The organism is Streptomyces sp. NPDC001530 (assembly GCF_042894545.1).
Classification (GTDB): domain Bacteria; phylum Actinomycetota; class Actinomycetes; order Streptomycetales; family Streptomycetaceae; genus Streptomyces.
This window is the reverse complement of record NZ_JBIAVS010000007.1, coordinates 170464-193770: the sequence shown is the minus strand read 5'-3', so window position 1 is coordinate 193770 and position 23307 is coordinate 170464. Positions and strand designations below refer to the sequence as shown.

Here is a 23307-nt window from a genome sequence, read left to right as displayed (position 1 = left end):
CATTCGAAGGGAGCGCATGTGAGACAGCACAGAACGCCCCGTCTTCTCGGTACGCTGCTGCTCGTGGCGGCTGCCGGTATCTCTGTCGTCGGCGCGGCACCCTCCGCGGCCGACCGAACCGCGACCCCTCTGGGGCAGGTGGTCCCGGCCCCCGCCGCGGTCCACGCGAGCGGATCCCCATACCGCATCACCAGTGACGCCCGCATCCGTGTCGACGACTCGCGCGAGGCCCGCCGGGTCGGCGAGTACCTCGCGGACATCCTGCGGCCCTCCACCGGCTACCGGCTGCCGGTCACATCGCAGGGCGGCGGATCGATTCAACTCCGGCTCGGCGCCAAGTGGTTGGGCGACGAGGGGTACCGTCTCGACAGCGGCCGGGACGGCGTCACCATCACGGCCGGCCGGCCCGCCGGGCTCTTCCACGGCGTCCAGACCCTGCGCCAGCTCCTCCCTCCCTCCGTCGAGAAGAACTCCGTACAGCCCGGACCCTGGCTGGTCGCGGGCGGCACCATCAAGGACACCCCGCGCTACGGCTACCGCGGCGCGATGCTCGACGTCTCCCGCCACTTCTTCACCGTCGGCCAAGTCAAGCGTTACATCGACGAGTTGGCCCTCTATAAGGTCAACAAGCTGCATCTGCACCTGAGCGACGACCAGGGCTGGCGCATCGCGATCGACTCCTGGCCACGCCTCGCCCCGTACGGCGGCTCCACACAGGTCGGCGGCGGGCAGGGCGGCTACTACACCAAGGCCCAGTACAAGGAGATCGTCCAGTACGCCGCCTCGCGCTATCTGGAGGTCGTCCCGGAGATCGACATGCCGGGGCACACCAACGCCGCGCTCGCCTCGTACGCCGAACTGAACTGCGACGGGGTCGCGCCGCCGCTCTACACCGGCACGGACGTCGGCTTCAGCTCGCTGTGCGTGGGCAAGCCCGTGACGTACGACTTCGTGGACGACGTCATCCGGGAGCTGGCCGCGATCACACCGGGCCGCTACCTCCACATAGGTGGCGACGAGGCCCACTCCACCAGTCACGCCGACTATGTGACCTTCATGGACAAGGTGCAGCCCGTCGTCGCCAAGTACGGCAAGACGGTGATCGGCTGGCATCAGCTGACCGGGGCCACTCCGGCGAAGGGCGCGATCGCGCAGTACTGGGGGCTCGACGACACCAGTGCCGAGGAGAAGGCGCAGGTCGCCAAGGCCGCGCAGAACGGGACGGGGCTGGTGCTGTCGCCGGCCGACCGGATCTACCTCGACATGAAGTACACCGCCGACACCCCGCTGGGGCTCGACTGGGCTGGCCTGGTCGAGGTGAAGCGGTCGTACGACTGGGATCCGGGCACCTACCTTCCGGGAGCGCCGAGTTCGGCCGTCCGGGGAGTGGAGGCGCCCCTGTGGACGGAGACGATCCTGAACTCCGCCCACATCGACTACATGGCGTTCCCGCGGCTGCCCGGAGCCGCCGAGCTGGGCTGGTCACCGGCGTCGACGCACGACTGGGACACGTACAAGGTGCGGCTCGCGGCGCAGGGGCCGCGCTGGGACGCGCTGGGGATCGGCTACTACCGGTCGCCCCAAGTGCCCTGGCCGAGCGCCTAGGTACGAAAGGTGGGGCTCAGGAGGACCATACTCCTGAGCCCCACCCGGCTCGGGACACCCGAGAAGGTGCCCTGCTTCAGCGACCCGCGATCGGGTTCTTCAGGTTGCCGACCAGCTGCAGCGCGCCGGACGGATCCGCCAGGTCCACCATCTGCTTGTTGTCGCGCAGCTGGAGACGGTTGAGGCAGGACAGCGCGAACTCCGGCGCGAACATGTCGTACTGCCGGAATTTGTCGGCGAGTTCGGGCGTCGCGTCCTGGTACGCGCGTACGGACTCGGCGACCGTGCGCCAGAAGTCGTCCTCGTCGAGGATGCCCTCTTCGGCGAGGTTCGCCGCGAGGAAGCGGAAGAAGCAGTCGAAGACGTCCGTGAAGAGGGACAGGAGTTTCTTGTCCTCGGGGACCTCGACGCGGATCCGCTCGACTGCGGGCGGCAGGACGGCGTCCGGGTCCATGACCGCGATCTCCTCGGCGATGTCCTTGTAGATCGCGCGCTGTACGGCGCCGTCCTTGAGGACCAGGATGACGTTCTCGCCATGCGGCATGTAGACGAGGTCGTACGCGTAGAAGCTGTGCAGCAGCGGCGTGAAGTAGGCGCGCAGATAGCGGCGCAGCCACTCCACCGGCGTCAGCCCCGATCGCGCGATCAGCGCGCCCGCGAAGGACGCGCCCTCGTGGTCGACGTGCGCCAGGGACGCCATGGTCGCCAGGGTCTCGCCCTCCTGGAGCGCGGAGACCGGGCTCTCCCGCCACAGGGCGGCCAGCATCTTCCGGTACGGCGAGTAGCGGTCCGTGGCGGCCTCGTACTCCAGGTGGCGGTAGCCGACCGCGGCGCGCTCGCGGATGATCGACAGGCCCGTCGACTTCAACACCGGGTCGCTCTCGACGAGTTGGGCCAGCCAGTCGTTGATCGCCGGGGTCGCCTCCATGTACGCGGCGGAAAGACCGCGCATGAAGCCCATGTTGAGGACGGACAGCGCCGTCTTGACGTAGTGCTTCTCGGGGGCGGACTTGTTGAAGAACGTCCGGATCGACTGCTGGGCCAGGTACGCGTCGTCGCCCTCGCCGAGGCAGACGAGGTGCCGCTGGGCGACCTCGGCCGCGAACGTCACGGAGAGCTTGTTCCACCACTGCCAGGGGTGGACGGGGATGAGGAGGTAGTCCTCGGGGTCGAGGCCCTGGCCCGTGAGGAGCGCGGCGAACCGCTCGACCGTCTCCGCGCCCAGCTCGTCGCGCACGAAGGAGTCGTAGTCGATGCCCACGCCTGCCGTGAACGCGGCCCGCGAGCGGTGCGCGGCCAGCCACACCAGGCGCACCGGGCTCGCCGTCTCGGGCGCGTACGAGAGGTACTCGTGCACCCCGAAGCCGAGCCGCCCGTTGTTGGCGACGAAGCAAGGGTGGCCCTCGGTCATCCCGGTCTCGATGGCCTGGAAGCCCGCGTCGATCAGCTCACCGACCGGGATCTGCGGCTTGGTGAGCTTGAAGCAGGTGCCCGAGAGGGTGGAGGAGATCTCCTCCAGGTAGACCGGGAGGACGTCGTCGCTCAGGCCGAGCGCGCCCTTCAGCTCGATGAAGAAGTCGAGGGCGGCGAGCGGGAGTTCGTCCCCGTCGCGGTGCCGGGTGATCGACTCGGCGTCGACCTGCCAGTGATCGAGCGCGCGGAGGCGGGCGGTGAAGCGGTAGCGGGTGAGACCGTCGTCGCCGCGGACCTCGTAACGGCCGTCCGGCAGACTCTCCGGCGTGATCAGCCGCTCGTGGGCGAACTCGGCGAGCGCCTTGCGGACGAGCAGACGGTTGGCGTGGGCCCAGCGCTCGGGGGAGAGATGGGCGACGGAGTCGGCGAGGCTCATCCGGCCACCGCCTTCTCGAACCGCTCCCGCGTGCAGAAGCTCAGCAGCGCCTTCTTCTCCGGCTTCTGGATCTCGCGCTCGGGTACGAAGCCGACGGCTTCGTTGAGGGCGTGCACGGCCTTGTTGCGTACGTCGGGCTCGACGACGACGCGTGCGGTGGCCGGGTCGGCGAGCAGATGCTCCATCACGGCGGTGATCACGGCCCGCGTGAAACCGTGCACGGGCGTGTCGCTCGGCGCGACCAGGAAGTGCATGCCCACGTCGCCGGGCTCCGGCTCGTACAGGCCGACGAGTTCGACGTGCGCCGGGTCGTAGCGCTCCATGAGGAAGACGGGCTCGCCGTCCAGCAGACCGAGGAACGCGTCGTGGTACTCGCTGGCCGCGATGGCCATGTACTCGCGCTCCACGTCGGGCAGTTTCGCCTCCTGCATCATCCAGAAGGCGGCCTTGGGGTGGGTGACCCAGCCGTGCAGCAGCTCGGCGTCCTGGGTGGGGTCGAGCGGGCGGATGGTGAAGGTGCCTATGTCAGGGGTGGTGCTCATACGGAGAACTCCTGGAACGCGATCGTCTTCTCGACGGGGTAGTACTCGGTGCCGAGCAGCTCACGGATGATGTACGCGTTCCGGTACGCGCCCATGCCCAGGTCCGGGGACGTGATGCTGTGCGTGTGGACGCCGGCGTTCTGGAGGAAGACGCCCCGGCCCGTGGTGTCGATCGAGTAGTTGCGGGCGATGTCGAAGTTGCCCTGTGTGTCGTAGCACAGCCGGTCGTGGACGGGCTTGAGGAACTCCGGCTCGGCGTACTTGTAGCCGGTGGCGAGGATCAGGCCCTGCGAGCGCAGCTCGAAGTCCTTCTCCTGCTCCTCCTGGCGCAGGCCGAGCTCGTAGACACCGTCGCGGTAAGTGACGCTGTTCAGCGAGGAGTTGGTGAGCAGACGGGTGGGGACCGGGCCGCCGAGGTTCTTCTGGTAGAGCAGGTCGAAGATCTCGTTGATCAGATCGCCGTCGATGCCCTTGAACAGGCCCTTCTGCTGGGCCGTGAGGCGGTAGCGGGTCTGCTCCGGCAGCGCGTGGTAGTAGTCGATGTACTCCGGGGAGGTCATCTCCAGCGTGAGCTTGGTGTACTCCAGCGGGAAGAAGCGCGGGGAGCGGGTGACCCAGTTCAGCTGGTAGCCGTGGACGTCGATCTCGCTGAGCAGGTCGTAGTAGATCTCGGCGGCGGACTGACCGCTGCCGACCAGCGTGATCGACTCCTTGCGCTGCAACTCCTCTTTGTGCTGCACATAACGCGAGTTGTGGATGAAGTCGCCGCCGAGGCCCGCGCAGGCCTCCGGTAGGTACGGCGGGGTGCCCGTGCCGAGGACCAGGTGGCGGGCGCGGAACGTTTCACCGGCCCCGGTCCGTACGACGTAGACCTCGGCCCCTTCCTCGTACGTCACCTCGGTCACCGTCGTGCTGAAGCGGACGTTGGTCAGTCTGTTCGCGGCCCAGCGGCAGTAGTCGTCGTACTCGACCCGCAGCGGGTAGAAGTTCTCGCGGATGTAGAAGGAGTAGAGCCGGCCGCGCTCCTTCAGGTAGTTGAGGAAGGAGTACGGGGACGTCGGGTCGGCGAGGGTGACCAGGTCCGACATGAACGGGGTCTGGAGGTGGGCGCCGTCGAGGAACATGCCCGCGTGCCACTCGAAGTCGGGCTTCGAGTCCAGGAAGACGCCGTCGAGTTCGACGATCGGCTCGGTGAGGCAGGCGAGGCCGAGGTTGAAGGGCCCGAGCCCGATCCCCACGAAGTCGTAGGTCTTGTGCGTGGCTTCAGGAAGCGCGGTCAAGGGACTCTCCCAGGTACTGCTCGGCATGGCCGGCGATCAGATCGAGCACGGCGGCGATGTCGTCCGCCGTGGTCTCGGGGTTGAGCAGGGTGAACTTCAGGTAGTGGCGGGCGCCGACCTTGGTGCCCGCGACGACGGCGTCACCGGAGGCGAACAGGGCCTTGCGGGCGTACAGGTTGGCGCGGTCGATCTCGGCCGGGTCGGTGACGGCGGCCGGGATGTAGCGGAAGACCAGGGTGGAGAGGGACGGCTCGACGACGACGTCGAAGCGCGGGTCGGCGGCCAGCAGCTTCCAGCCCTCCTCGGCAAGGTCGCAGACCTCGTCGAAGAGCTGGCCGATCCCGTCGGCGCCCATCACGCGCAGCGTCATCCACAGCTTGAGCGCGTCGAAGCGACGGGTGGTCTGCAGGGACTTGTCGACCTGGTTGGGGATCCGCTCCTGGACCATGCGGCGGGGGTTCAAGTACTCCGCGTGGTAGGTCGCGTGGCGCAGCGTCGAGGCGTCCCGGACCAGCACGGCTGACGAACTCACCGGCTGGAAGAAGGACTTGTGGTAGTCGACGGTGACGGAGTCGGCGCGCTCGATGCCGTCGAGGCGGTCCCGGTTCTTCAGGGAGGTGAGCAGCCCGCAGCCGTAGGCGGCGTCGACATGCATCCAGGCGCCGAACTGGGCGCACAGCTCGGCGATTTCGTGCAGCGGGTCGATGGAGCCGAAGTCGGTGGTGCCCGCGGTGGCGACGACGGCCATCGGGACGAGGCCGTCGCGCTTGCAGCGGTCCAGCTCGTGGGCGAGCGCGACCGTCTGCATGCGCTTGTCGTGGTCGACGGGGATCGAGACGACGGAGTTCGCGCTCAGCCCGAGGAGTTTGGCCGACTTCTTGACGCTGAAGTGGCTGACCTCGGAGGCGAAGACACGCAGTGCGGCGAGGCTGTCCCCGGCTTCCCACCCTGCCTGCCCTGGCTTGGCCTCCTCGCGGGCGAGGAGCAGCGCCTGGAGGTTGGACTGGCTGCCGCCGCTGGTGAACACGCCGTCGGCGGCCGGGCCGAGGCCGATGCGCTCGTTGGTCCAGTCGATGAGCTTGCGCTCGATGAGGGTGCCGCCGGCCGACTGGTCCCAGGTGTCCAGCGAGGAGTTGACGGCCGACAGGACGGCCTCGCCGAGCACGGCCGGGATGACGACCGGGCAGTTGAGGTGGGCGAGGTAGCGCGGGTGGTGGAAGTAGACCGCGTCCCGGAGGTAGACCTCTTCCAGCTCGTCGAGGACCGCCGTGGTGTCGTGCAGCGGCTGGTCCAGGTCGATCCGCTCGATGCGGGGAGCGAGGGCGTCGACCGTGACACCGCTGAACGGACGGTCGGTGGTGGCGAGTTTGGCCGCCACCCGCTCGATTCCTTCGGTCACGGAGCGGCGGTACCGCTCCGCGGTCGTGTCATTGAGCAGGTGCGAGCGCATGTGGGGGTCCTCCGTGTGGGGAGAGTCCGAGCGGGACAGGAGAGGGGCGGGGTCCGCCGTGTAACTTAGGTTAGCCTAACCTAAGTAAACGAGCGACCCCGCCCCACCTGTGTCTTCAGTGACGTACGCCTCTGTTTGATCTCCCGGAGGGCGCCCGGGACTTGGAGCTACTCGCCCTGCTCGCGCAGCTGCTCCTCGCTCAGCCCGCGCCGCCAGTACCCCACGAACGTGACCCTCCTGCGGTCGATCCCGCGCTCGCGCACGAGATGCCGGCGCAGCTCCTTCACGCAGCCGGACTCGCCCGCGATCCAGGCGTACGGGGCGTCGGCGGGCGGAAGTGGGGCGGCCCGCACGGCGTCGACGGCCATGGGGGACCCGTCGCCGCGCACGAGCCAGGTGATCTCGGCGTCGGCCGAGGTCACCAGATCCTGGATGTCGCCGGCGTGAAGGACCTCCAGCCAGGCGCGGACACGGGTGCCCGGCGGGAGCGATTCGAGGATGGCCGAGGCGGCGGGTACGGCGGTCTCGTCGCCCCAGATGACGATCAGATCGGTGTCTTCGGGCGGGCGGAAGCGGATCGCCCGGTTGTCCTCGATCGCCGGGCCGAGCAGGACGACGCGGTCGCCCGGGGCTGCCGCGGCTGCCCACAGGGACGCGGGCCCCGCGGGCGTCGCCGCCCCCGGCTCCACGCCGTGCAGCGCGAAGTCGATGTCGATCTCGTCGGGGTTCCGCCGCAGGGCGCGCAGGGTGTACGAGCGCATCACCGCCCGTACGTCGTCCGGGAGTTCGCGCCAGCCCTGCCACCAGCTGTCGCCCAGTTCGATGGGGATAACGGGCTCGGGCTGGCCCGGATGCGGCAGGAAGAGCGAGAGGGACTGGTCACGCCCGTGGGAGCGGAACGCGTGCAGATCGGCGCCCGCGAAGGTCACCCGGACCAGAGACGGACCGAGCCGCCTCGTCCGTACGACCTGGAGGGAGAAGAAACGGAACGGGGCGGCTACGGCCGTCGTCATCAGTGCTCCTGAGTCATCGTCAGGGAATCACGGCAGGGGGCTGGGTGTCAGCTGACCTTCTTCGCGTTCTCGATGGCCTCGGCGAGGTTGTCGAGGATCGGGGTGCACTTGTCGTAGGACAGGATCGGCTCGGGCGTGCGCGCGATGACTTGGCCGGCCTTGACGGCGGGCAGCTTCCTCCAGGTGGCCTCGGTGATGTCGGCCGGCTGGATGGTCGAGGAGCGGTCGTCCATGATGATGATGTCGGCCGGGTACTTGTCGACGTTCTCCCAGCTCAGGTTCTCGAACCAACCGCCGCTGGCCTTCAGGGCCTTGGCCGACGGCTCGACGAGGTTCACGCCGAGCGCCTTGAAGTACTCCAGGTCGATGGAGAGGTTCGAGCCGGAGACGTAGAAGATGTCCTGGCTCGCGGAGCCGGCGAGGACCTTGATCTCCGGGCGGGCCTTGGCGGCCTTGCGCAGGCGCTCGGCGGCCGTCTCGAACTTCTTCTTCGCCTCGACGATCTTCGCGGACTTCACATCGGCGCCGAGGGACTCGGCCAGCGCCAGCATGCGCTCCAGCGGCTTGGGCAGCTGGATGTCGTAGACGGAGATGCCGACGCTCGGGGCCAGCTTGAGGATCTTGGCCTTGGACTCCTCGGGGACGTACCAGAGGGTGCCCGCGTCGTCGAACATCGTCGAGATCAGCACGTCGGGGGCGAGGCCCGCGTACTTCTCGATGTTGAACTGGCCCCACTCGTTGCCGAGGATCGTCACCTTGCTGATGTCCATGTCGCCGGCCTGGACATCGGCCTTGCCGTCCTTCGTCTTGGTCGGGCCGAAGACGCCCTTGACCTCGATGCCGTAGTCGTAGAGGGCGGCGGCGACGCCGGTGAACGCGACGATGTTCGCCGGGGTCTTGTCCGTCTTGACCGTGGTGCCGCGGTCGTCCTTGAAGGTCCAGGGACCGGACTTCGCGGCGGCCTTGGTCGAGTCCGAGCCACCGCTTTTCTTGTCGTTGTCGTCGCCGCACGCGGCGAGGACGGCACCGAGGCCGAGGGCGCCGCCCGCGGCGAGGATGCCGCGACGGGTGAGGTGGGTGGCACGGGTGTTGGACATGAGTGTGGCTGCTTTCGGCACGGGGCGAAGCGCCCGCCGGACAAGTTCGAAGGTAGGTTAGCCTAACCTCACTACTTGTCCAGAGGGCGGGGCACTCCGCACCCCGTACGGCGATGCGATCAGGCCTTGCCCTTGCTCACCGCCCACGTGCCGCCGACCCAGTTGCCGAGCACGACCGGCCTGCGCCCAGGTGGGCGCAGGCCGGTGACGGCGGTGCCTGCGGTGACGGCGGTGCCTGCGGTGGTGGCGGCGGTCAGCCCACGAGCCCCAACTCCCGTGCGATCAGCATCCGCTGTACCTCGCTCGTGCCCTCGCCGATCTCCAGGATCTTGGAGTCGCGCCACATACGGGCCACCGGGTACTCGTTCATGAAGCCGTAGCCGCCGTGGATCTGGGTGGCGTCGCGGGCGTTGTCGACGGCGATCGTGGACGAGTACAGCTTGGCGAGGGCGGCCTCCTTCTTGAAGGGCTCGCCGCTGACCAGGCGGGAGGCGGCGTCGCGCCAGGCGAGGCGGGCCGTGTGGGCCTTCATCTCCATGTCGGCGATCTTGAACTGGATCGCCTGGTTCGCGCCGATCGGACGCCCGAACGCGTGCCGCTCCTTGGCGTACTTCACCGACTCGTCGACACAGCCCTGCGCCAGACCCGTCGCCAGCGCCGCGATGGCGATCCGGCCCTCGTCGAGGATCCGCAGGAACTGCGCGTACCCGCGGCCCTCCTCGCCGAGCAGGTTCGCGGCCGGGACGCGCACATCGGAGAAGGACAGCTCACGGGTGTCCGAGGCGTTCCAGCCGACCTTCGAGTACGGGGCGGCGACCGTGAAGCCCGGGGTGCCGGACGGCACGATGATCGCGGAGATCAGCGGCTTGCCCTCCGCAGTGCGGCCGGTGACCGCCGTGACCGTCACCAGGCCCGTGATGTCCGTGCCCGAGTTGGTGATGAAGCACTTCGTGCCGTTGATCACCCATTCGTTCGTCTCGGGGTCGAGCCGCGCCGTCGTACGCGTCGCGCCCGCGTCCGAGCCGCCGTCCGGCTCGGTCAGTCCGAACGCGCCGAGCATCTCGCCGGAGCAGAGCCGGGGGAGCCACTCACGCTTCTGGGCTTCCGTGCCGAAGAGGTGGAGCGGCATCGCACCCAGTGACACGCCCGCTTCCAGCGTGATGGCCACCGAGGAGTCGACGCGGGCCAGCTCCTCCAGGGCGATACCGAGGGCGAGATAGTCGCCGCCCATACCGCCGTACTCCTCCGGGAACGGCAGCCCGAACAGGCCCATGCGGCCCATCTCCCGCACGATCTCGTACGGGAACTCGTGCCGCTCGTAGAAGTCGCCGATCTTCGGGGCCACGACGTCATGCGCGAACTCCTCGACCGTACGGCGGAGTTCCTCGAGTTCGGGGGAGAGTCGGTGGTCGAGGGACATGGGGATCACTCCTGGTGGGAGAGGGCTTTGACGGTGCGGGACGGGCTGGGTCGGCCCAGTTGTCCGGCCATCCACACGCTGGTGGCGGTGAGGCGGCCGAGGTCGACCCCGGTGTCGATACCGAGGCCCTGGAGCATCCATACGAGGTCTTCGGTGGCGAGGTTGCCGGTCGCGGACTTCGCGTACGGGCAGCCGCCGAGGCCGCCGGCGGAGGCGTCGACGGTCGTGACGCCGTGCTGGAGGGCGGCCAGGGTGTTGGCGAGCGCCTGGCCGTAGGTGTCGTGGAAGTGCACGCCGAGGGTGTTGGTCGGCACCCCGTCCTCGTTCAGGGCGGCGAGCAGTTCGAGGACATGGCCGGGGGTCGCCACACCGATGGTGTCGCCGAGGCTCAGCTCGTCGCAGCCCATGTCGAGGAGTGCCTTGCAGACCCGCACCACCTGGTGGACGGGGACGGGGCCTTCCCAGGGGTCGCCGAAGCACATGGACAGGTAGCCGCGGACGTGCACCTTGTCCGCCTTGGCCCGGGACACCACCGGCTCGAACATGGCCAGGGCCTCGTCGACGGTCCGGTTGAGGTTGGCCTTGGCGAAGGACTCCGTCGCGCTGGCGAAGACGGCGACGCGGCGGGCGCCGAGGGCCAGCGCCCGGTCGAGGCCGCGTTCGTTCGGTACGAGGACGGGGAGATGGACCTCCGGCAGGTCGCTCACCAGGGGGAACAGCCGCTCCGCGTCGGCCAGTTGGGGCACCCACTTCGGGTGGACGAAGCTGGTGGCCTCGATCGTGCTGAGGCCCGCGTCGGCCAGGCGCCGGACGAACTCGGCCTTGACCTCGGTCGGCACGGTCGCCTTCTCGTTCTGCAGCCCGTCGCGCGCGCCGACCTCGTGGATCCGCACCCGGGCGGGCAGATCCTGGGCCGGTACGACCATGGGCAGTCCCTGAACGGTCATTCCGCCTCCTCGTGCGGCGCGATCACGGCCAGTACCTGGTCCATGGCGACCGTCGTGCCCGGCGTGACGTCCAGCTCGGTGACGGTACCGGCGTGCGGCGCGGAGATGACGTGCTCCATCTTCATCGCCTCGACCACCAACAGGCTCTGGCCGGCGGCCACGTCATCACCCACGGCGACCTTCACGACGGTCACCGTGCCGGGCATGGGAGCGGTGAGAGAGTCGGCGCCGGAGTGGGCGGCGCCGGTGAGGGAGGCGGCCACGGGGTCGTGGTCGCGCACGTGCCAGGCCTCGCCGTCGCGGCCGAACCAGGTGCCGGCCGGCAGGGCGGCGAAGGTGTGCGTGAGGCCATCGAGCCGGAAGGTGAACCGGGACGCCGTTCCCCCCTCCCGGGCCGGGGCGAGACCCCCGGCCGCCCGGAGAGGCGGCCTCTCGTCGTCGAGCAGCAGCTCGAAGCCGCCGTCCGCCGTGCCGCGCACGCGGACGGTCACGGGATCGTGCCCCGGCACCTGCAAGTAGTGCGCCGTCCAGGCGCGCTCGCCGCCCAGACGCCAGCCGTCCGGCACGGAGAACGGATCGACCCAGCCGGCGGTCCGGCGGCCGAGAGCGGCTTGGCGGCCGAGAGCGGCCTGGCGCAGCAGCGCCGCCGCCGCGTAGACCTCCTCCGGGACGGCTCGCTCCACGAGCCCGTCCGCCTCGTGCTCCACCAGCCCCGTGTCCAACTCGCCCGCCACCACCGCCGGATGGGCCAGCAGCCGCCGCAGGAACCCGGCGTTCGTCTGCACCCCCAGCGTGACCGTCTCGGCGAGGGCCGCCCGGAGCTTGCGCAGCGCGGTCGCGCGGTCCGGTCCGTAGGCGATGACCTTGGACAGCATCGGGTCGTAGAGCGAACCGACCTCCGTGCCCTCGCTCAGCCCGGAGTCGGTGCGCACGCCGTTGCCCTGCGGCTCGTGCAGGGCGAGCACCGTGCCGCCGGAGGGGAGGAACCCGCGCGCGGGGTCCTCGGCGCAGATGCGCGCCTCGATCGCGTGCCCGGTGAGCGTGATGTCCCGCTGGCCGTACGGCAGTTGCTCGCCCGCCGCGACCCGGAGCTGCCACTCCACCAGGTCGAGGCCCGTGATCAGCTCGGTGACCGGGTGCTCCACCTGGAGGCGGGTGTTCATCTCCATGAAGTAGTACGAGGACGGGTCGCCGCCGGGGACGATGAACTCGACCGTGCCCGCGCCCTGGTAGCCGCAGGAGCGGGCCGCCTGGACCGCCGCCTCGCCCATCGCGGCGCGGGTGTCGGCGTCGAGGAGCACGCTCGGCGCCTCCTCGATGATCTTCTGGTGGCGGCGCTGCAGGGAGCACTCGCGCTCGCCCAGGTGCACCACGTTCCCGTGGGCGTCCGCCAGGACCTGGATCTCGATGTGCCGGGGGCGGTCGATCCAGCGCTCGACGAGGAGGGTGTCGTCGCCGAAGGAGGAGCGGGCCTCGCGGCGCGCGGCGGCGATCTCGTCGGCCAGTACCGAGAGGTCCCGCACCAGGCGCATGCCCTTGCCGCCACCACCGGCCGACGGCTTCAGCAGGACCGGCATGCCGATCTCGCGGGCGGCGTCGGCCAGCTCCGCGTCCGTGAGCCCGCTGCCCGACGAGCCGGGGACGACCGGCACCCCGGCCGCCTTCACCGTCTCCTTGGCGCGGATCTTGTCGCCCATCAGGGAGATCGCTTCTGCGGGGGGCCCGATGAAGACGAGCCCGGCGGCGGCGCACGCGCGCGCGAACGTCGCGTTCTCCGCGAGGAAGCCGTAGCCCGGGTGCACGGCCTGGGCTCCCGTCCGGGCCGCCGCCTCCAACAGCCGCTCCACGGACAGATAGCTCTCGCCCGCCGGTGCCGGACCGATCCGTACCGCCGTGTCCGCCTCGCGCACATGCCGGGCGTCCGCGTCGGCGTCGGAGAAGACGGCCACCGAGCGCACGCCCAGCGCGCGCAGGGTGCGGATGACGCGTACGGCGATCTCGCCCCGGTTGGCCACAAGCACCGTGTCAAACATGGGTCCCCTCACATCCGGAAGACGCCGAACTGGGGGTCACCCAGGGGCGCGTTGGCGCACGCGGTCAGAGCGAGACCCAGCACCTGCCGGGTCTCCATCGGGTCGATCACGCCGTCGTCCCAGAGCCGGGCCGTCGCGTAGTAGGCGTTCCCCTGGTGCTCGTACTGGGCGCGGATCGGGTCCTTGAAGGCCTCTTCCTCCTCGACGGGCCAGGACTCGCCGCGCGCCTCCAGCTGGTCGCGCTTGACGGTCGCGAGGACCGACGCGGCCTGCTCGCCGCCCATCACGGAGATCTTGGCGTTGGGCCACATCCACAGGAAGCGCGGTGAATACGCCCGGCCGCACATCGAGTAGTTGCCCGCGCCGTACGAACCGCCGATCACCACCGTCAGCTTCGGCACGCGCGTGCAGGCGACCGCCGTCACCATCTTGGCGCCGTGCTTGGCGATGCCCCCCGCCTCGTACTGACGGCCCACCATGAACCCCGAGATGTTCTGCAGGAACACCAGCGGGATGCCGCGCTGGTCGCACAGCTCGATGAAGTGGGCGCCCTTCTGGGCGGATTCGGAGAACAGGATGCCGTTGTTGGCGACGATCCCGACCGGGTGGCCGTGGATGCGGGCGAAGCCGGTGACGAGGGTCTGCCCGAACTCGGCCTTGAACTCCGAGAAACGCGAACCGTCGACCACGCGCGCGATGACCTCGCGTACGTCATAGGGGGTGCGGGAGTCGACCGGCACCGCCCCGTACAGCCCGTACGGATCCACCTTCGGCTCGGCCGTCTCCGTGACCGTCCAGGGCAGGGGTCCGCGTGCGGGAAGCGTCGCGGCGATGTTCCGTACGATCCGCAGCGCGTGGGCGTCGTCCTCCGCCAGGTGGTCGGTGACACCCGACACGCGCGCGTGGACCTCGCCGCCGCCGAGCTCCTCCGCCGTGACGACCTCGCCGGTGGCGGCCTTCACCAGGGGAGGGCCGCCGAGGAAGATCGTGCCCTGATTGCGCACGATCACGGCCTCGTCGCTCATGGCCGGGACATACGCGCCGCCGGCCGTGCAGGACCCGAGGACGGCCGCGATCTGCGGGATTCCCGCCCCCGACATCCGCGCCTGGTTGTAGAAGATCCGCCCGAAGTGCTCGCGGTCGGGGAAGACCTCGTCCTGCATCGGCAGGAAGGCGCCCCCGGAGTCGACGAGGTACACACAGGGGAGGCGGTTTTCGAGGGCCACCTCCTGGGCGCGCAGGTGCTTCTTCACCGTCATCGGGTAGTACGTGCCGCCCTTGACGGTGGCGTCATTGGCGACGATCACGCACTCGCGCCCGCTCACCCGCCCGATCCCGGCGATGACGCCGGCGGCCGGGGCCTGCCCGTCGTACATCCCCTCGGCCGCGAGGGGCGCCAGCTCCAGGAAGGGGGATCCGGGGTCGAGGAGGGTGTCCACGCGGTCGCGCGGGAGCAGCTTTCCGCGTGCGGTGTGCCGGGCGCGGGCCTTCTCGCCGCCGCCGAGCCGGGCGGCGAGAAGCTTGGCGCGCAGCTCCTCGCCCAGCGCGCGGTGCGCCGCCTCGTTGGCCCGCCAGGCCTCCGACGCGGGATCTGCCGCGCTCGTCAGCTCAGGTGCCTCGTGCATCCTGCGGTCCCCTCACCCGGTGATCACCAGTCAATGAACCTTGTCGAACCTTGTTAATGAGCGTTAACCCATTTCCTTCAGGTTAACGACCGCTAACCTCCCTGTCTAGAATTACTTCCATGGCCACCAGAACCGACGCGCCCACCCGCCGCGAGCAGATCCTCAAGGAGGCCGCGCGGCTCTTCGCCGAGCGCGGTTTCCACGGTGTCGGAGTGGATGAGATAGGAGCGGCCGTCGGCATCAGCGGCCCCGGTCTCTACCGGCACTTCGCCGGCAAGGACGCGATGCTCGCCGAGCTGCTGGTGGGCATCAGCGGGCAGCTGCTCACCGGCGGCAAGCGCCGCGTGGCGGAGGCCGACGGGGACGCCGAGGCGGTCCTCGACTCGCTCATCGAGGGGCACATCGACTTCGCACTCGACGACCGCCCCCTGATCACCCTGCACGACCGCGAGCTGGACCGCCTCCGGGACAGCGACCGCAAGCTCGTACGGCAGCTCCAGCGGCAGTACGTGGAGCTGTGGGTGGAGGTCGTGCGCGAGGTGTACCCGGGGCTGACGGAGCCCACCGCCCGCTCCGCCGTGCACTCCGTTTTCGGCCTGCTCAACTCCACCCCGCACCTGGGTCGCCCCGGTGCGCTGCCGGGCCGCGCGGGCACCGCCGCGCTGCTGCACCGGATGGCCAGGGGAGCCTTCGAGGCCGCCGGGGAGTGACGAGCGTCTCGCCTTGGTTGCTCTGGACGACCGTCGTGACCGACGGGTAACGTAGAAGCTGAGCAAGCGCTTAGCCATCGGCCCGCAACCATCGATTGAGGAACCCCGACGGCGAGCAGCCACATCCGCGAGAGCGGCGCCGGTTCAGGCGCAGAGAGGGGCCGGCGGTGCGCCGTACGGTGTTCAACGAGGACCATGAGGCGTTCCGGGAGACTCTCCGGGCCTTCATCGAGGCCGAGGTCGTCCCGGTCTACGACGAGTGGTTCGCGGCCGGCCAGGCGCCGCGCGACTTCTACTACAAGCTCGCCGAGCTCGGCGTCTTCGGCATCCGCGTCGACGAGGAGTTCGGCGGCGCCGGCATCGACTCGTACAAGTTCGAGGCCGTGATGTACGAGGAGACCGCCCGCGCCGGTGTCCAGTTCGGCGGCTCCGGTGTGCACGTGCTGCTCGGCCTGCCGTACATCAAGATGCTCGCCACCGACGAGCAGAAGAAGCGCTTCCTGCCGAAGTTCGTCTCCGGCGAGGAGATGTGGGCCCTCGCGATGACCGAGCCGGGCACCGGCTCCGACCTCGCGGGCATGAAGACCACCGCCAAGCTCTCCGAGGACGGCACGCACTACGTCCTCAACGGCTCCAAGACCTTCATCACCGGCGGCGTCCACGCCGACCGCGTGATCGTCTGCGCCCGCACCTCCGCCCCGACGGCCGAGGACCGCCGCTTCGGCATCTCCCTCTTCGCCGTCGACACCAAGTCCGAGGGCTACTCCATCGGCCGCAAGCTCGACAAGCTCGGCCTGAAGACCTCCGACACCGCCGAGCTGGCGTTCGTCGACGTCAAGGTGCCGGTCGAGGACCTCCTCGGCGAGGAGAACAAGGGCTTCTACTACCTCGGCCACAACCTGGCCTCCGAGCGCTGGGGCATCGCCTTCGGTGCCTACGCGCAGGCCAAGGCGGCCGTCCGGTTCGCCAAGGAGTACGTCCAGGAGCGCACCGTCTTCGGCAAGCCCGTCGCCGCGTTCCAGAACACCAAGTTCGAGCTGGCCGCCTGCCAGGCCGAGGTGGACGCCGCCGAGGCGGTCGCCGACCGCGCCCTGGAGGCCCTCGACGCGGGTGAGCTGACCCCGGCCGAGGCCGCGTCCGCGAAGCTGTTCTGCACCGAGGTCGCGCACCGCGTCATCGACCGCTGCCTCCAGCTGCACGGCGGCTACGGCTTCATGAACGAGTACCCGATCGCCCGCCTGTACGCGGACAACCGCGTCAACCGCATCTACGGCGGCACCAGCGAGATCATGAAGTCGATCATCGCCAAGGACATGGGCCTGTAAGGTCCGCGAAAAAAGTTCACGATACAACTGACGTTATGAGTCAGGCACTTCAGTCCCTGCTCGATCTGCTCAATCTCGAGCGGATCGAGCAGGACATCTTCCGCGGCCAGTCCAAGTCCGCCGTCGTCCCGCGCGTCTTCGGCGGGCAGGTGGCGGCGCAGGCGCTGGTCGCCGCGGGGCGCACGGTCCCCGAGGACCGGCTCGCGCACTCCCTGCACGCGTACTTCCTGCGTGCGGGGGACCCCGGCGCGCCCATCGTGTACTCGGTGGACCGCATCCGCGACGGCCGTTCCTTCACCACGCGCCGGGTCGTCGCCGTCCAGCACGGACAGCCGATCTTCCATCTCTCCGCGTCCTTCCAGACGTACGAGGAGGGCATGGAGCACCAGGCCGAGATGCCGCCCGCACCCGACCCGGAGACGCTGCCCACGGCCGCCGAACTGCTGCCGCGGTACGCGGACGTCTTCTCCGACCCGGTCGTCGTGGAGCGCCTCCTGGAGGCCCGCGAGTCCGTCGACCTGCGCTACGTCGACGCGCCGCCGTACGGCACCGTCGGCGAGGTCCGTGAGCCGCGCTCCCAGGTGTGGTTCCGCACGAACGGCAAGCTCGCCGACGACCCGCTGCTGCACGTCGTCCTCGCCACATACGTCTCCGACATGACGCTCCTCGACTCCATCCTGCTCGCGCACGGACGTGGCGGCTGGGTGACCGGCGACGTCGTCGGGGCCTCGCTGGACCACGCGATGTGGTTCCACCGCCCGTTCCGCGCCGACGAATGGCTGCTGTACGACCAGCAGTCGCCGTCCGCGTCGGGCGGGCGTGGCCTCGGGCAGGCCCGCATCTACACGCAGGACGGCCGCCTGGCCATTTCGGTGATCCAGGAGGGCGTGGTCCGCGTTCCTCGGTAGGGCTGTTGCGCGCCGGGGGCCGGTCCGGTGGGCGGCCGGCTCACCGGCTCCGGCGTCCGGGACGGCATCGCGTCGCGGCGGTCGAGGGGGACTGAATCCCTGACCATGAAAGCCGGTTGAGCTGGTCCGTGGTCCAGTGGTGCGGGATTGGATCTGGGCGGGCGGGGGCGCGGGTGGAAGGATCGTGCGCCTCGCATTGCGGACCCGAGGGGGCGGTATGAGCCGTACGGAAGAGTCGTGGAACTGGCGCGGGGGACGGATCCGGGAGGCCTTCCTGGAGGCGGCCGGGACCGTGGCCGAGCTGCTCGCGGAGCCCGCCGTCGCGGCGGCCTGGGAGAAGCCCAGCGCGCTGCGGGACTTCAGCGTCGGGGGCCTGGCCGGGCACACCGCCTGGCAGGAGCTGGCCCTTCCGCGGCTGCTCACGGAGCCGGAGCCCGGGGAGCCGGTGGTGTCGCTGCGGGAGTACTACCTGGAGCGGGTGACCTGGCTGGACGCCGGGGTCGACGGCGCCGTCAACGTACGGATCCGGAAGGGGGGCGAGGCCACGGCGGTGGACGGGCACGAGGCGCTCCTCGCACGGGTGCGGGAGGCGGTCGGGTGGCTGGGCGCCGAGCTGCCGGACGTGCCCGCCGGGCGGCCGATCAAGATGCCCTCCTGGGGCGACTGGTCCCTCGACCTCGACGACTTCCTGCTCACCCGGCTGCTCGAACTCGTCGTCCACGCCGACGACTTGGCGCACAGCGTGGGCCTGCCGACCCCGGACTTCCCCGAGCGCGTGAGCGCGCCGGTGGTCGAGCTGCTCACCCGCCTCGCGGTCCGGCGGCACGGGACGGTGGACGTGATCCGGGGGCTCGCCCGCGCCGAGCGCGCCCCCGCATCGATCGCCGGTCTCTAACCGGTGCCGGGCGGCGTGAGGGCACGCCCCTACGCCGCCCGGCACCGCTTAGACGAGGCCCGCCTCCGCCAGCAGGTACGCCGTCATCGGGTCGTAGAAGCGGGGGCTCGTGACGTGGTCGTCCAGGGGGATCGTCACCTGGACGGTGCCCTCGGCCTCGGCGAGGAAGAGGGCGGGGTCGTTGCAGTCGGCGTACCCCATGGAGTCGATGCCGAGCTGACCGGCGCAGCCGGCCCAGCCGTGGTCGGCGACGACCAGGTCCGGCAGCGGACGCCCCTCGCGCTCCAGGCCGGTGAGGATCGCGCGCATCGGCTCACCCGAGTGGGTGTGCCACAGCGTGGCCCCGTGCTCCAGCACCGCCACGTCCGCGAACTGCATGACGTACCCCTCGTCCGTCTGCAGTCCGTCCGGGATGACGACGATCTCGCAGCCGGCGGCGCGCAGGGCGGCGGCGGTGGCGCGGTGCACGTCGAGGAGGCCGCCGGGGTGGCCGGTGGCGAACAGCACCCGCTGCTCGCCGTCCGCCGCCTTGCGCAGCCGGGCCGCCGCCCGCTCCAGGGCGTCGACGGTCAGCTCGGGGTCGATGGTGTCCTGCCCGTACCGGTACTCCGGGTCGTCGCTGACTCCGCACCGCTCCGCCATCACCGCGAGCACGTCCTGCTCGTCGGTCCAGCGGTCGCCGAGCTCCAGGCCGAGCCAGAAGTTGCGGTCGCCGTTCGCGAGCTTGCGGTAGTGGGAGAGGTTGTTCTCGCGGGGCGTGGCGACGTCGCCCGCGATACGGGTCCGTACGAGGTGGTCGACGAGCTCGGCGCGGCTGGGGGTCCCGGGTATCGGCATGGTTCCTATTGTGCCGGTGCGCTCCGTTCGGGGGGCCGGTGTCCCGAGCGCTGGGATGTGGGTCACTCGGGGGGCCTGGGGGAATCGGCCTGCGCACCACTCGGGTTCGGTCCTGAGGGGGCCTCAGGCTTCGAAGCCGTACTCCAGATGTACGCACGCGTCCAGCAGCATTCAGGGCCTGGCGGGCCGTCAGAAGCCCACTGGGCGCGGTCAGCGGCCCGGCAACGTCTCCTGCAGCCAGTCGAAGACGACCTCACAGTGCTGCTGCGGGGCCATCGGGGAGCAGTGCAGCTGTGCGCCGGTGGACGCGGTGAGCTTCACGTAGTCCTTCGGGGACGTCAGTTTGTCGAACAACTGGCGCGGCTGCCCGGGATAGAACTGCTCGTCGTCGTAGTCCAGGACCAGGGTGGGCGTCTTGATGCGCCCCACGACGCTCGTGATGTCGAGCGACTCGATGAGCGTGGCCGGGGTGTAGAAGTCGGTGAACATCTTCCCCTCGCGGGCGGCGAGCATCGCCGGCACGGAGAACGGCTCGATCCGTTTCTTCATGGTCGCGGCCTGGTCCGGAGGCAGCTCGGGGACGACCTCCTTGTTCCAGATGTTGTTCGTCTCCTCCTTGCTCGGGGTGAGGATCTCCCGGATCTCCGCGGGGAAACCCATCCACGGCGACAGCACCCCGGGCATCGCCACCAGAGCGGCGATCCTGCTCTCGAAGGCCGCGGCCCGCGGTGCCAGGTCTCCTCCCATGCTCAGCCCGGTCAGGGCGATCCTGTCGGTGTCCACGTCGGAGCGGGCGGCCAGCCAGTCCACCAGGGGCGTGACCACCGTCTCCCAACGCGGCGTGAAGACCACGCGGTCCACGAACAGCAGCTGCCCCTGGCCCGGCCCGTCGTACACGAGGGCGTTCCAGCCGCGCTCCAGGGCGGCCGAGACGCCGTAGGTCCACATGTCGACGTTCTGTCCGTCGCTGCCGTTGGTGAGGATCACGGTGGGGCGCTGCCTGCCGGAGTCGTCCGGGCGGAAGAACCAGACCGGAAGCGGCGTCTTCTGGTAGGGGACGTTCGCCGTCACCGGGGCCGGGTCGGACAGCTTGCAGAACGTGTCCCAGGCGCCGCGCCCGGCCTTGTACAGCTGCTCCTCGCTACCGGGGTCCTCGGAGCCGAGGACGAAGAACAGCGCCTGGGCGTAGTACTGCGATGCCCTCAGCACACGGAAGCGCGAGGTCTCCGTCCCGGGCTTGTCGCCCTCGGGCGCCTTCATCAGCTGGTCACCCAGCTTCCTGAAGGTCTCCACATACGTCTGCGAGGAGAGCCCGGCCTTGTTGATCGCGTTCACGGCGGTGAGCACCTCGCCCACTTCGCCGGAGCCCTGGCCGGCCGCGCCGAGGGCGAGAAGGCCGCTGAAGTTGAACCCCGGGTCCTTGAAGAGGGTCATCACCCCGGGCGTGGCACCGCCCCCGGAACCGGTGGCCGACACCGTGGGACTCGGGGTGGGCCGTGGTGCGGAGGTTCCCAGGGTCGTACAGCCGGCTGCCAGCACGACCCCGGCCCCACCGACGAGCCCGGTGAGCGCCGTGCGCCGGGTGGGGTTGGCCGCGTCCTTCGATGGGTGCGTCATACCAGCCGACCGTAGGAGCCCCGCCCCCTGCATCGCGCTGACCACACCGGCCGTTCCCCCGAACAGCCCGCTTGCCGCCGACGGCCCCGGTCTGGGGCGCGGCCCGGGCAGCAGCGCGGCGATCTGGTGTCGTCGGAAACGACGAGGACGACCTACCGCCACGGTTGGCTTTGATCAGGGCCGTTCGGCAGGCCCGCGTCCAGACACGCCCTGCCGGCGAGCACGTGCCGCGACACGGTCGGCCACCACCGAAAGGGGCACGGCGGCGGCCCAGCTGTAGATCGCGGCGGTGGGCGAGACGCGTGCGATGCCCACGGAGAGCAGGAACACGACGGCCTGGGCAGGCAGCGGGACGTGGCGCCAGGTGACGCCGGCCGAGCGGCTGATGTGCAGGTCCAGCGCGTACAGCACCAGTGCGGCCGCGCCGATGACGGCCCCGTACAGACCGGGACCGAGGAACCGGTCGCCGTAGTCCTCCAGGACACGGGTGGGAAACGGGATCAAGGACACCAGCACCAGGAACGCGACATGGAGCCAGAACAGGTACGGGTCGATCCACTCGGCGTTCCGCACGGCCGCATGGTGGGCTCGCCAGAACAACGCGATCACCACCGCGCTCAGCAGGAAGGCGGCCACCTGGGACTGAACGTCATCCAGCGCCCGGCGCAGCTCGGCCCCGCGAAGCCCCTCGGGCAGCTCGATGTCCAGCACGAGCAGTGTCATGGCGATGGCCATCACACCGTCGGTGAGAGCGAGCATCCTGTCTTTTGGCACAAGATCCACTCCGGGCCGGACGCGTGGTCGCTCCGGGCTTTCGTTCATGGCACCTGTGGTAGCACCCCCGTCCCTTCGCGGACGGCGCCCACGACGCGCGTGTCGTGGGCGCCGTCGCCCCGGGTACGCCAGAGGGGGCCGGTACCGGCGGGTCAGTACCTGGCGCTCCGCCGGTCACATGGACGCGCACGGCGATTGGGCCCGGGAGCGGCGAGGGCCTTGCTGCAGTGCTCCCCCAGGGTCTCGGGGGATGTGCGGACGCCCGGCACGCCGAAGGGCTCCGTCGCCGGCGCCTGGCCTCATTCGCCCCTGAGCGCGAACCACAACTCCATCCGCACATCAGGATCGTCGAGGTCCGCCCCCAGCAACGCCCCGCACCGCGCGATGCGTTGGCGGACCGTGTTGCGGTGAACGGACAGCGCCACCGCCGTACGGTCCCAACTGCCGTGCAGGGAGAGCCAGGTGCGGAGGGTCTCGGTGAGGGCGGGGGCGGCGGCGATGGGGGCGAGGAGGGCTCGGGCGTGGGCCTCGGCGTCGGCCGGGGGCACGAGGTCCGCGAGGGCGGGACGCTCGCCATGGCGGACCAGCGCGGTGCGCGTGGCGCGGGCGCGGGCCAGCGCGCGGGCCGCCTGGCTGTCGGCGGCCGCCCACTCGTGCGGGCCGACCGGTGCGCTGACCCCGCACGTCCAGCCCGGCTGCGCGGTGGGCACGCGGTCGCCGGGGACGAGGACGCGTACGACGTCACCGCCCGCGTCGACCAGCGCGGAACCCAGGGCCGCCCCCAGCGCGGACGCGGCGACGGCGTCCGGCGCGGGGCCGTCCCCGGCGGGGCGGGCGTGCACGACGACCCACCGCTCGCCCCCGAGGAGCGGCGCCACGTCCTCGGGGGCGGCCCCGAGCAGCACCCGCACGAGCGCCGCGAGCCGCGCCGCCCCGCTGCCGCTCTGGTGTTCCCCGGTGAGCAGCGAGAGCAGGACCGCCGCGACGGAGGCGATGGTGTGGTCCCCGGATTCACGGCGCGGCGCCCCGACCCCGAGCACGAAGCCCTGCCCGGCACCGAGGGCGTAGGCGGCGAGATGGACACCGCCGACGGTGTCCGTGGCGGACGAGGGCACGGCCCCCTGCCCTTCCCTGGGCCGTACGACAGCGGCCAGCTCGGCGAGAGCCTCCGTGGCTGACGGCTGACCGGTCGGAGCGTGTGCGGTTGCCGGTTGGCCGGTCGGGGCCTGTGCGGTTGTCGGTTGACCGGTGGGAGCCTGCGGCGGCCGCACGGGCCGCGCCTGCGCGGTTGCCGGTTGGCCGGTCGGGGCCTGTGCGGTTGTCGGTTGACCGGTGGGAGCCTGCGGCGGCCGCACGGGCCGCGCCTGCGCGGTTGCCGGA

The 23307-nt window shown here is 70.4% G+C and carries 19 protein-coding genes; 5 read left to right on the top strand and 14 right to left on the bottom strand.

Annotated features, from left to right (window positions below; genetic code table 11):
• The first annotated feature begins 18 nt into the window (after positions 1-18).
• On the top strand, positions 19-1605 hold the full coding sequence (locus ACFY0T_RS15945; protein WP_388869846.1) for a beta-N-acetylhexosaminidase: 1587 nt from the start codon (positions 19-21) through the stop codon (positions 1603-1605).
• 76 nt (positions 1606-1681) lie between these two features.
• Here ACFY0T_RS15945 and ACFY0T_RS15940 read toward each other — a convergent pair whose 3' ends face one another.
• The 10 genes from ACFY0T_RS15940 to ACFY0T_RS15895 form a co-directional block, all read right to left on the bottom strand.
• Positions 1682-3454 (bottom strand): IucA/IucC family protein, encoded by a 1773-nt coding sequence (locus tag ACFY0T_RS15940; RefSeq protein WP_388869844.1) that lies wholly within the window; start codon positions 3452-3454, stop codon positions 1682-1684.
• The gene (locus ACFY0T_RS15935; RefSeq protein ID WP_388869841.1) at positions 3451-3996 is read right to left on the bottom strand and encodes a GNAT family N-acetyltransferase; all 546 of its coding nucleotides are present in this window, start codon (positions 3994-3996) and stop codon (positions 3451-3453) included. Before ACFY0T_RS15935 ends, ACFY0T_RS15940 begins: the two co-directional genes overlap by 4 nt.
• Positions 3993-5276 carry a lysine N(6)-hydroxylase/L-ornithine N(5)-oxygenase family protein gene (locus ACFY0T_RS15930; RefSeq protein WP_388869838.1) on the bottom strand — a complete coding sequence of 428 codons (1284 nt, stop codon included), beginning with the start codon at positions 5274-5276 and terminating at the stop codon, positions 3993-3995. The genes ACFY0T_RS15935 and ACFY0T_RS15930 overlap by 4 nt, the downstream gene beginning before the upstream one ends.
• Positions 5260-6726 (bottom strand): lysine decarboxylase DesA, encoded by a 1467-nt coding sequence (desA, locus tag ACFY0T_RS15925; RefSeq protein ID WP_388869836.1) that lies wholly within the window; start codon positions 6724-6726, stop codon positions 5260-5262. Before desA ends, ACFY0T_RS15930 begins: the two co-directional genes overlap by 17 nt.
• Before the next feature lie 167 nt (positions 6727-6893).
• Positions 6894-7739, bottom strand: coding sequence for a siderophore-interacting protein (locus ACFY0T_RS15920; protein ID WP_388869833.1), 846 nt, complete (start codon positions 7737-7739; stop codon positions 6894-6896).
• A gap of 47 nt (positions 7740-7786) precedes the next feature.
• Positions 7787-8836, bottom strand: coding sequence for an ABC transporter substrate-binding protein (locus ACFY0T_RS15915; RefSeq protein ID WP_388869830.1), 1050 nt, complete (start codon positions 8834-8836; stop codon positions 7787-7789).
• A 253-nt stretch (positions 8837-9089) separates the two neighbouring features.
• Complete coding sequence (locus tag ACFY0T_RS15910) at positions 9090-10256, bottom strand: acyl-CoA dehydrogenase family protein (protein WP_388869827.1); 1167 nt, start codon at positions 10254-10256, stop codon at positions 9090-9092.
• Between the two features lie 5 nt (positions 10257-10261).
• A complete protein-coding gene (locus tag ACFY0T_RS15905) occupies positions 10262-11203 on the bottom strand; it encodes a hydroxymethylglutaryl-CoA lyase (protein ID WP_388869824.1) in 942 nt (313 codons plus the stop codon).
• Entirely contained in the window at positions 11200-13236 is a 2037-nt protein-coding gene (locus tag ACFY0T_RS15900; protein ID WP_388869821.1) for an acetyl/propionyl/methylcrotonyl-CoA carboxylase subunit alpha, read from the bottom strand. Before ACFY0T_RS15900 ends, ACFY0T_RS15905 begins: the two co-directional genes overlap by 4 nt.
• A gap of 8 nt (positions 13237-13244) precedes the next feature.
• Positions 13245-14861: a carboxyl transferase domain-containing protein gene (locus ACFY0T_RS15895; protein WP_388869818.1), complete on the bottom strand. Its 1617-nt coding sequence runs from the start codon at positions 14859-14861 to the stop codon at positions 13245-13247.
• A gap of 119 nt (positions 14862-14980) precedes the next feature.
• Between ACFY0T_RS15895 and ACFY0T_RS15890 the strand changes: the two genes are divergently transcribed.
• From ACFY0T_RS15890 to ACFY0T_RS15875, 4 genes are all read left to right on the top strand, one after another.
• Entirely contained in the window at positions 14981-15571 is a 591-nt protein-coding gene (locus tag ACFY0T_RS15890; RefSeq protein ID WP_388869815.1) for a TetR/AcrR family transcriptional regulator, read from the top strand.
• A gap of 167 nt (positions 15572-15738) precedes the next feature.
• Positions 15739-16896, top strand: coding sequence for an acyl-CoA dehydrogenase family protein (locus ACFY0T_RS15885; RefSeq protein WP_388869814.1), 1158 nt, complete (start codon positions 15739-15741; stop codon positions 16894-16896).
• 35 nt (positions 16897-16931) lie between these two features.
• Positions 16932-17804: an acyl-CoA thioesterase II gene (tesB, locus tag ACFY0T_RS15880; protein ID WP_388869811.1), complete on the top strand. Its 873-nt coding sequence runs from the start codon at positions 16932-16934 to the stop codon at positions 17802-17804.
• 217 nt (positions 17805-18021) lie between these two features.
• Positions 18022-18699: a maleylpyruvate isomerase N-terminal domain-containing protein gene (locus tag ACFY0T_RS15875; RefSeq protein WP_388869809.1), complete on the top strand. Its 678-nt coding sequence runs from the start codon at positions 18022-18024 to the stop codon at positions 18697-18699.
• A 48-nt stretch (positions 18700-18747) separates the two neighbouring features.
• Here the strand turns inward: ACFY0T_RS15875 and ACFY0T_RS15870 are convergent, their stop codons facing one another.
• The 4 genes from ACFY0T_RS15870 to ACFY0T_RS15855 all read right to left on the bottom strand — a co-directional run.
• Positions 18748-19536, bottom strand: a complete 789-nt coding sequence (locus ACFY0T_RS15870; protein WP_388869806.1) for a phosphatase — start codon at positions 19534-19536, stop codon at positions 18748-18750.
• A 210-nt stretch (positions 19537-19746) separates the two neighbouring features.
• Positions 19747-21153 (bottom strand): alpha/beta hydrolase family protein, encoded by a 1407-nt coding sequence (locus ACFY0T_RS15865; protein WP_388869803.1) that lies wholly within the window; start codon positions 21151-21153, stop codon positions 19747-19749.
• A 174-nt stretch (positions 21154-21327) separates the two neighbouring features.
• The gene (locus ACFY0T_RS15860) at positions 21328-21912 is read right to left on the bottom strand and encodes a TMEM175 family protein (RefSeq protein ID WP_388869800.1); all 585 of its coding nucleotides are present in this window, start codon (positions 21910-21912) and stop codon (positions 21328-21330) included.
• A 314-nt stretch (positions 21913-22226) separates the two neighbouring features.
• Positions 22227-23307, bottom strand: a 1081-nt coding sequence (locus tag ACFY0T_RS15855; RefSeq protein WP_388869797.1) for a helix-turn-helix domain-containing protein, incomplete at its 5' end; no start/stop codon positions are given.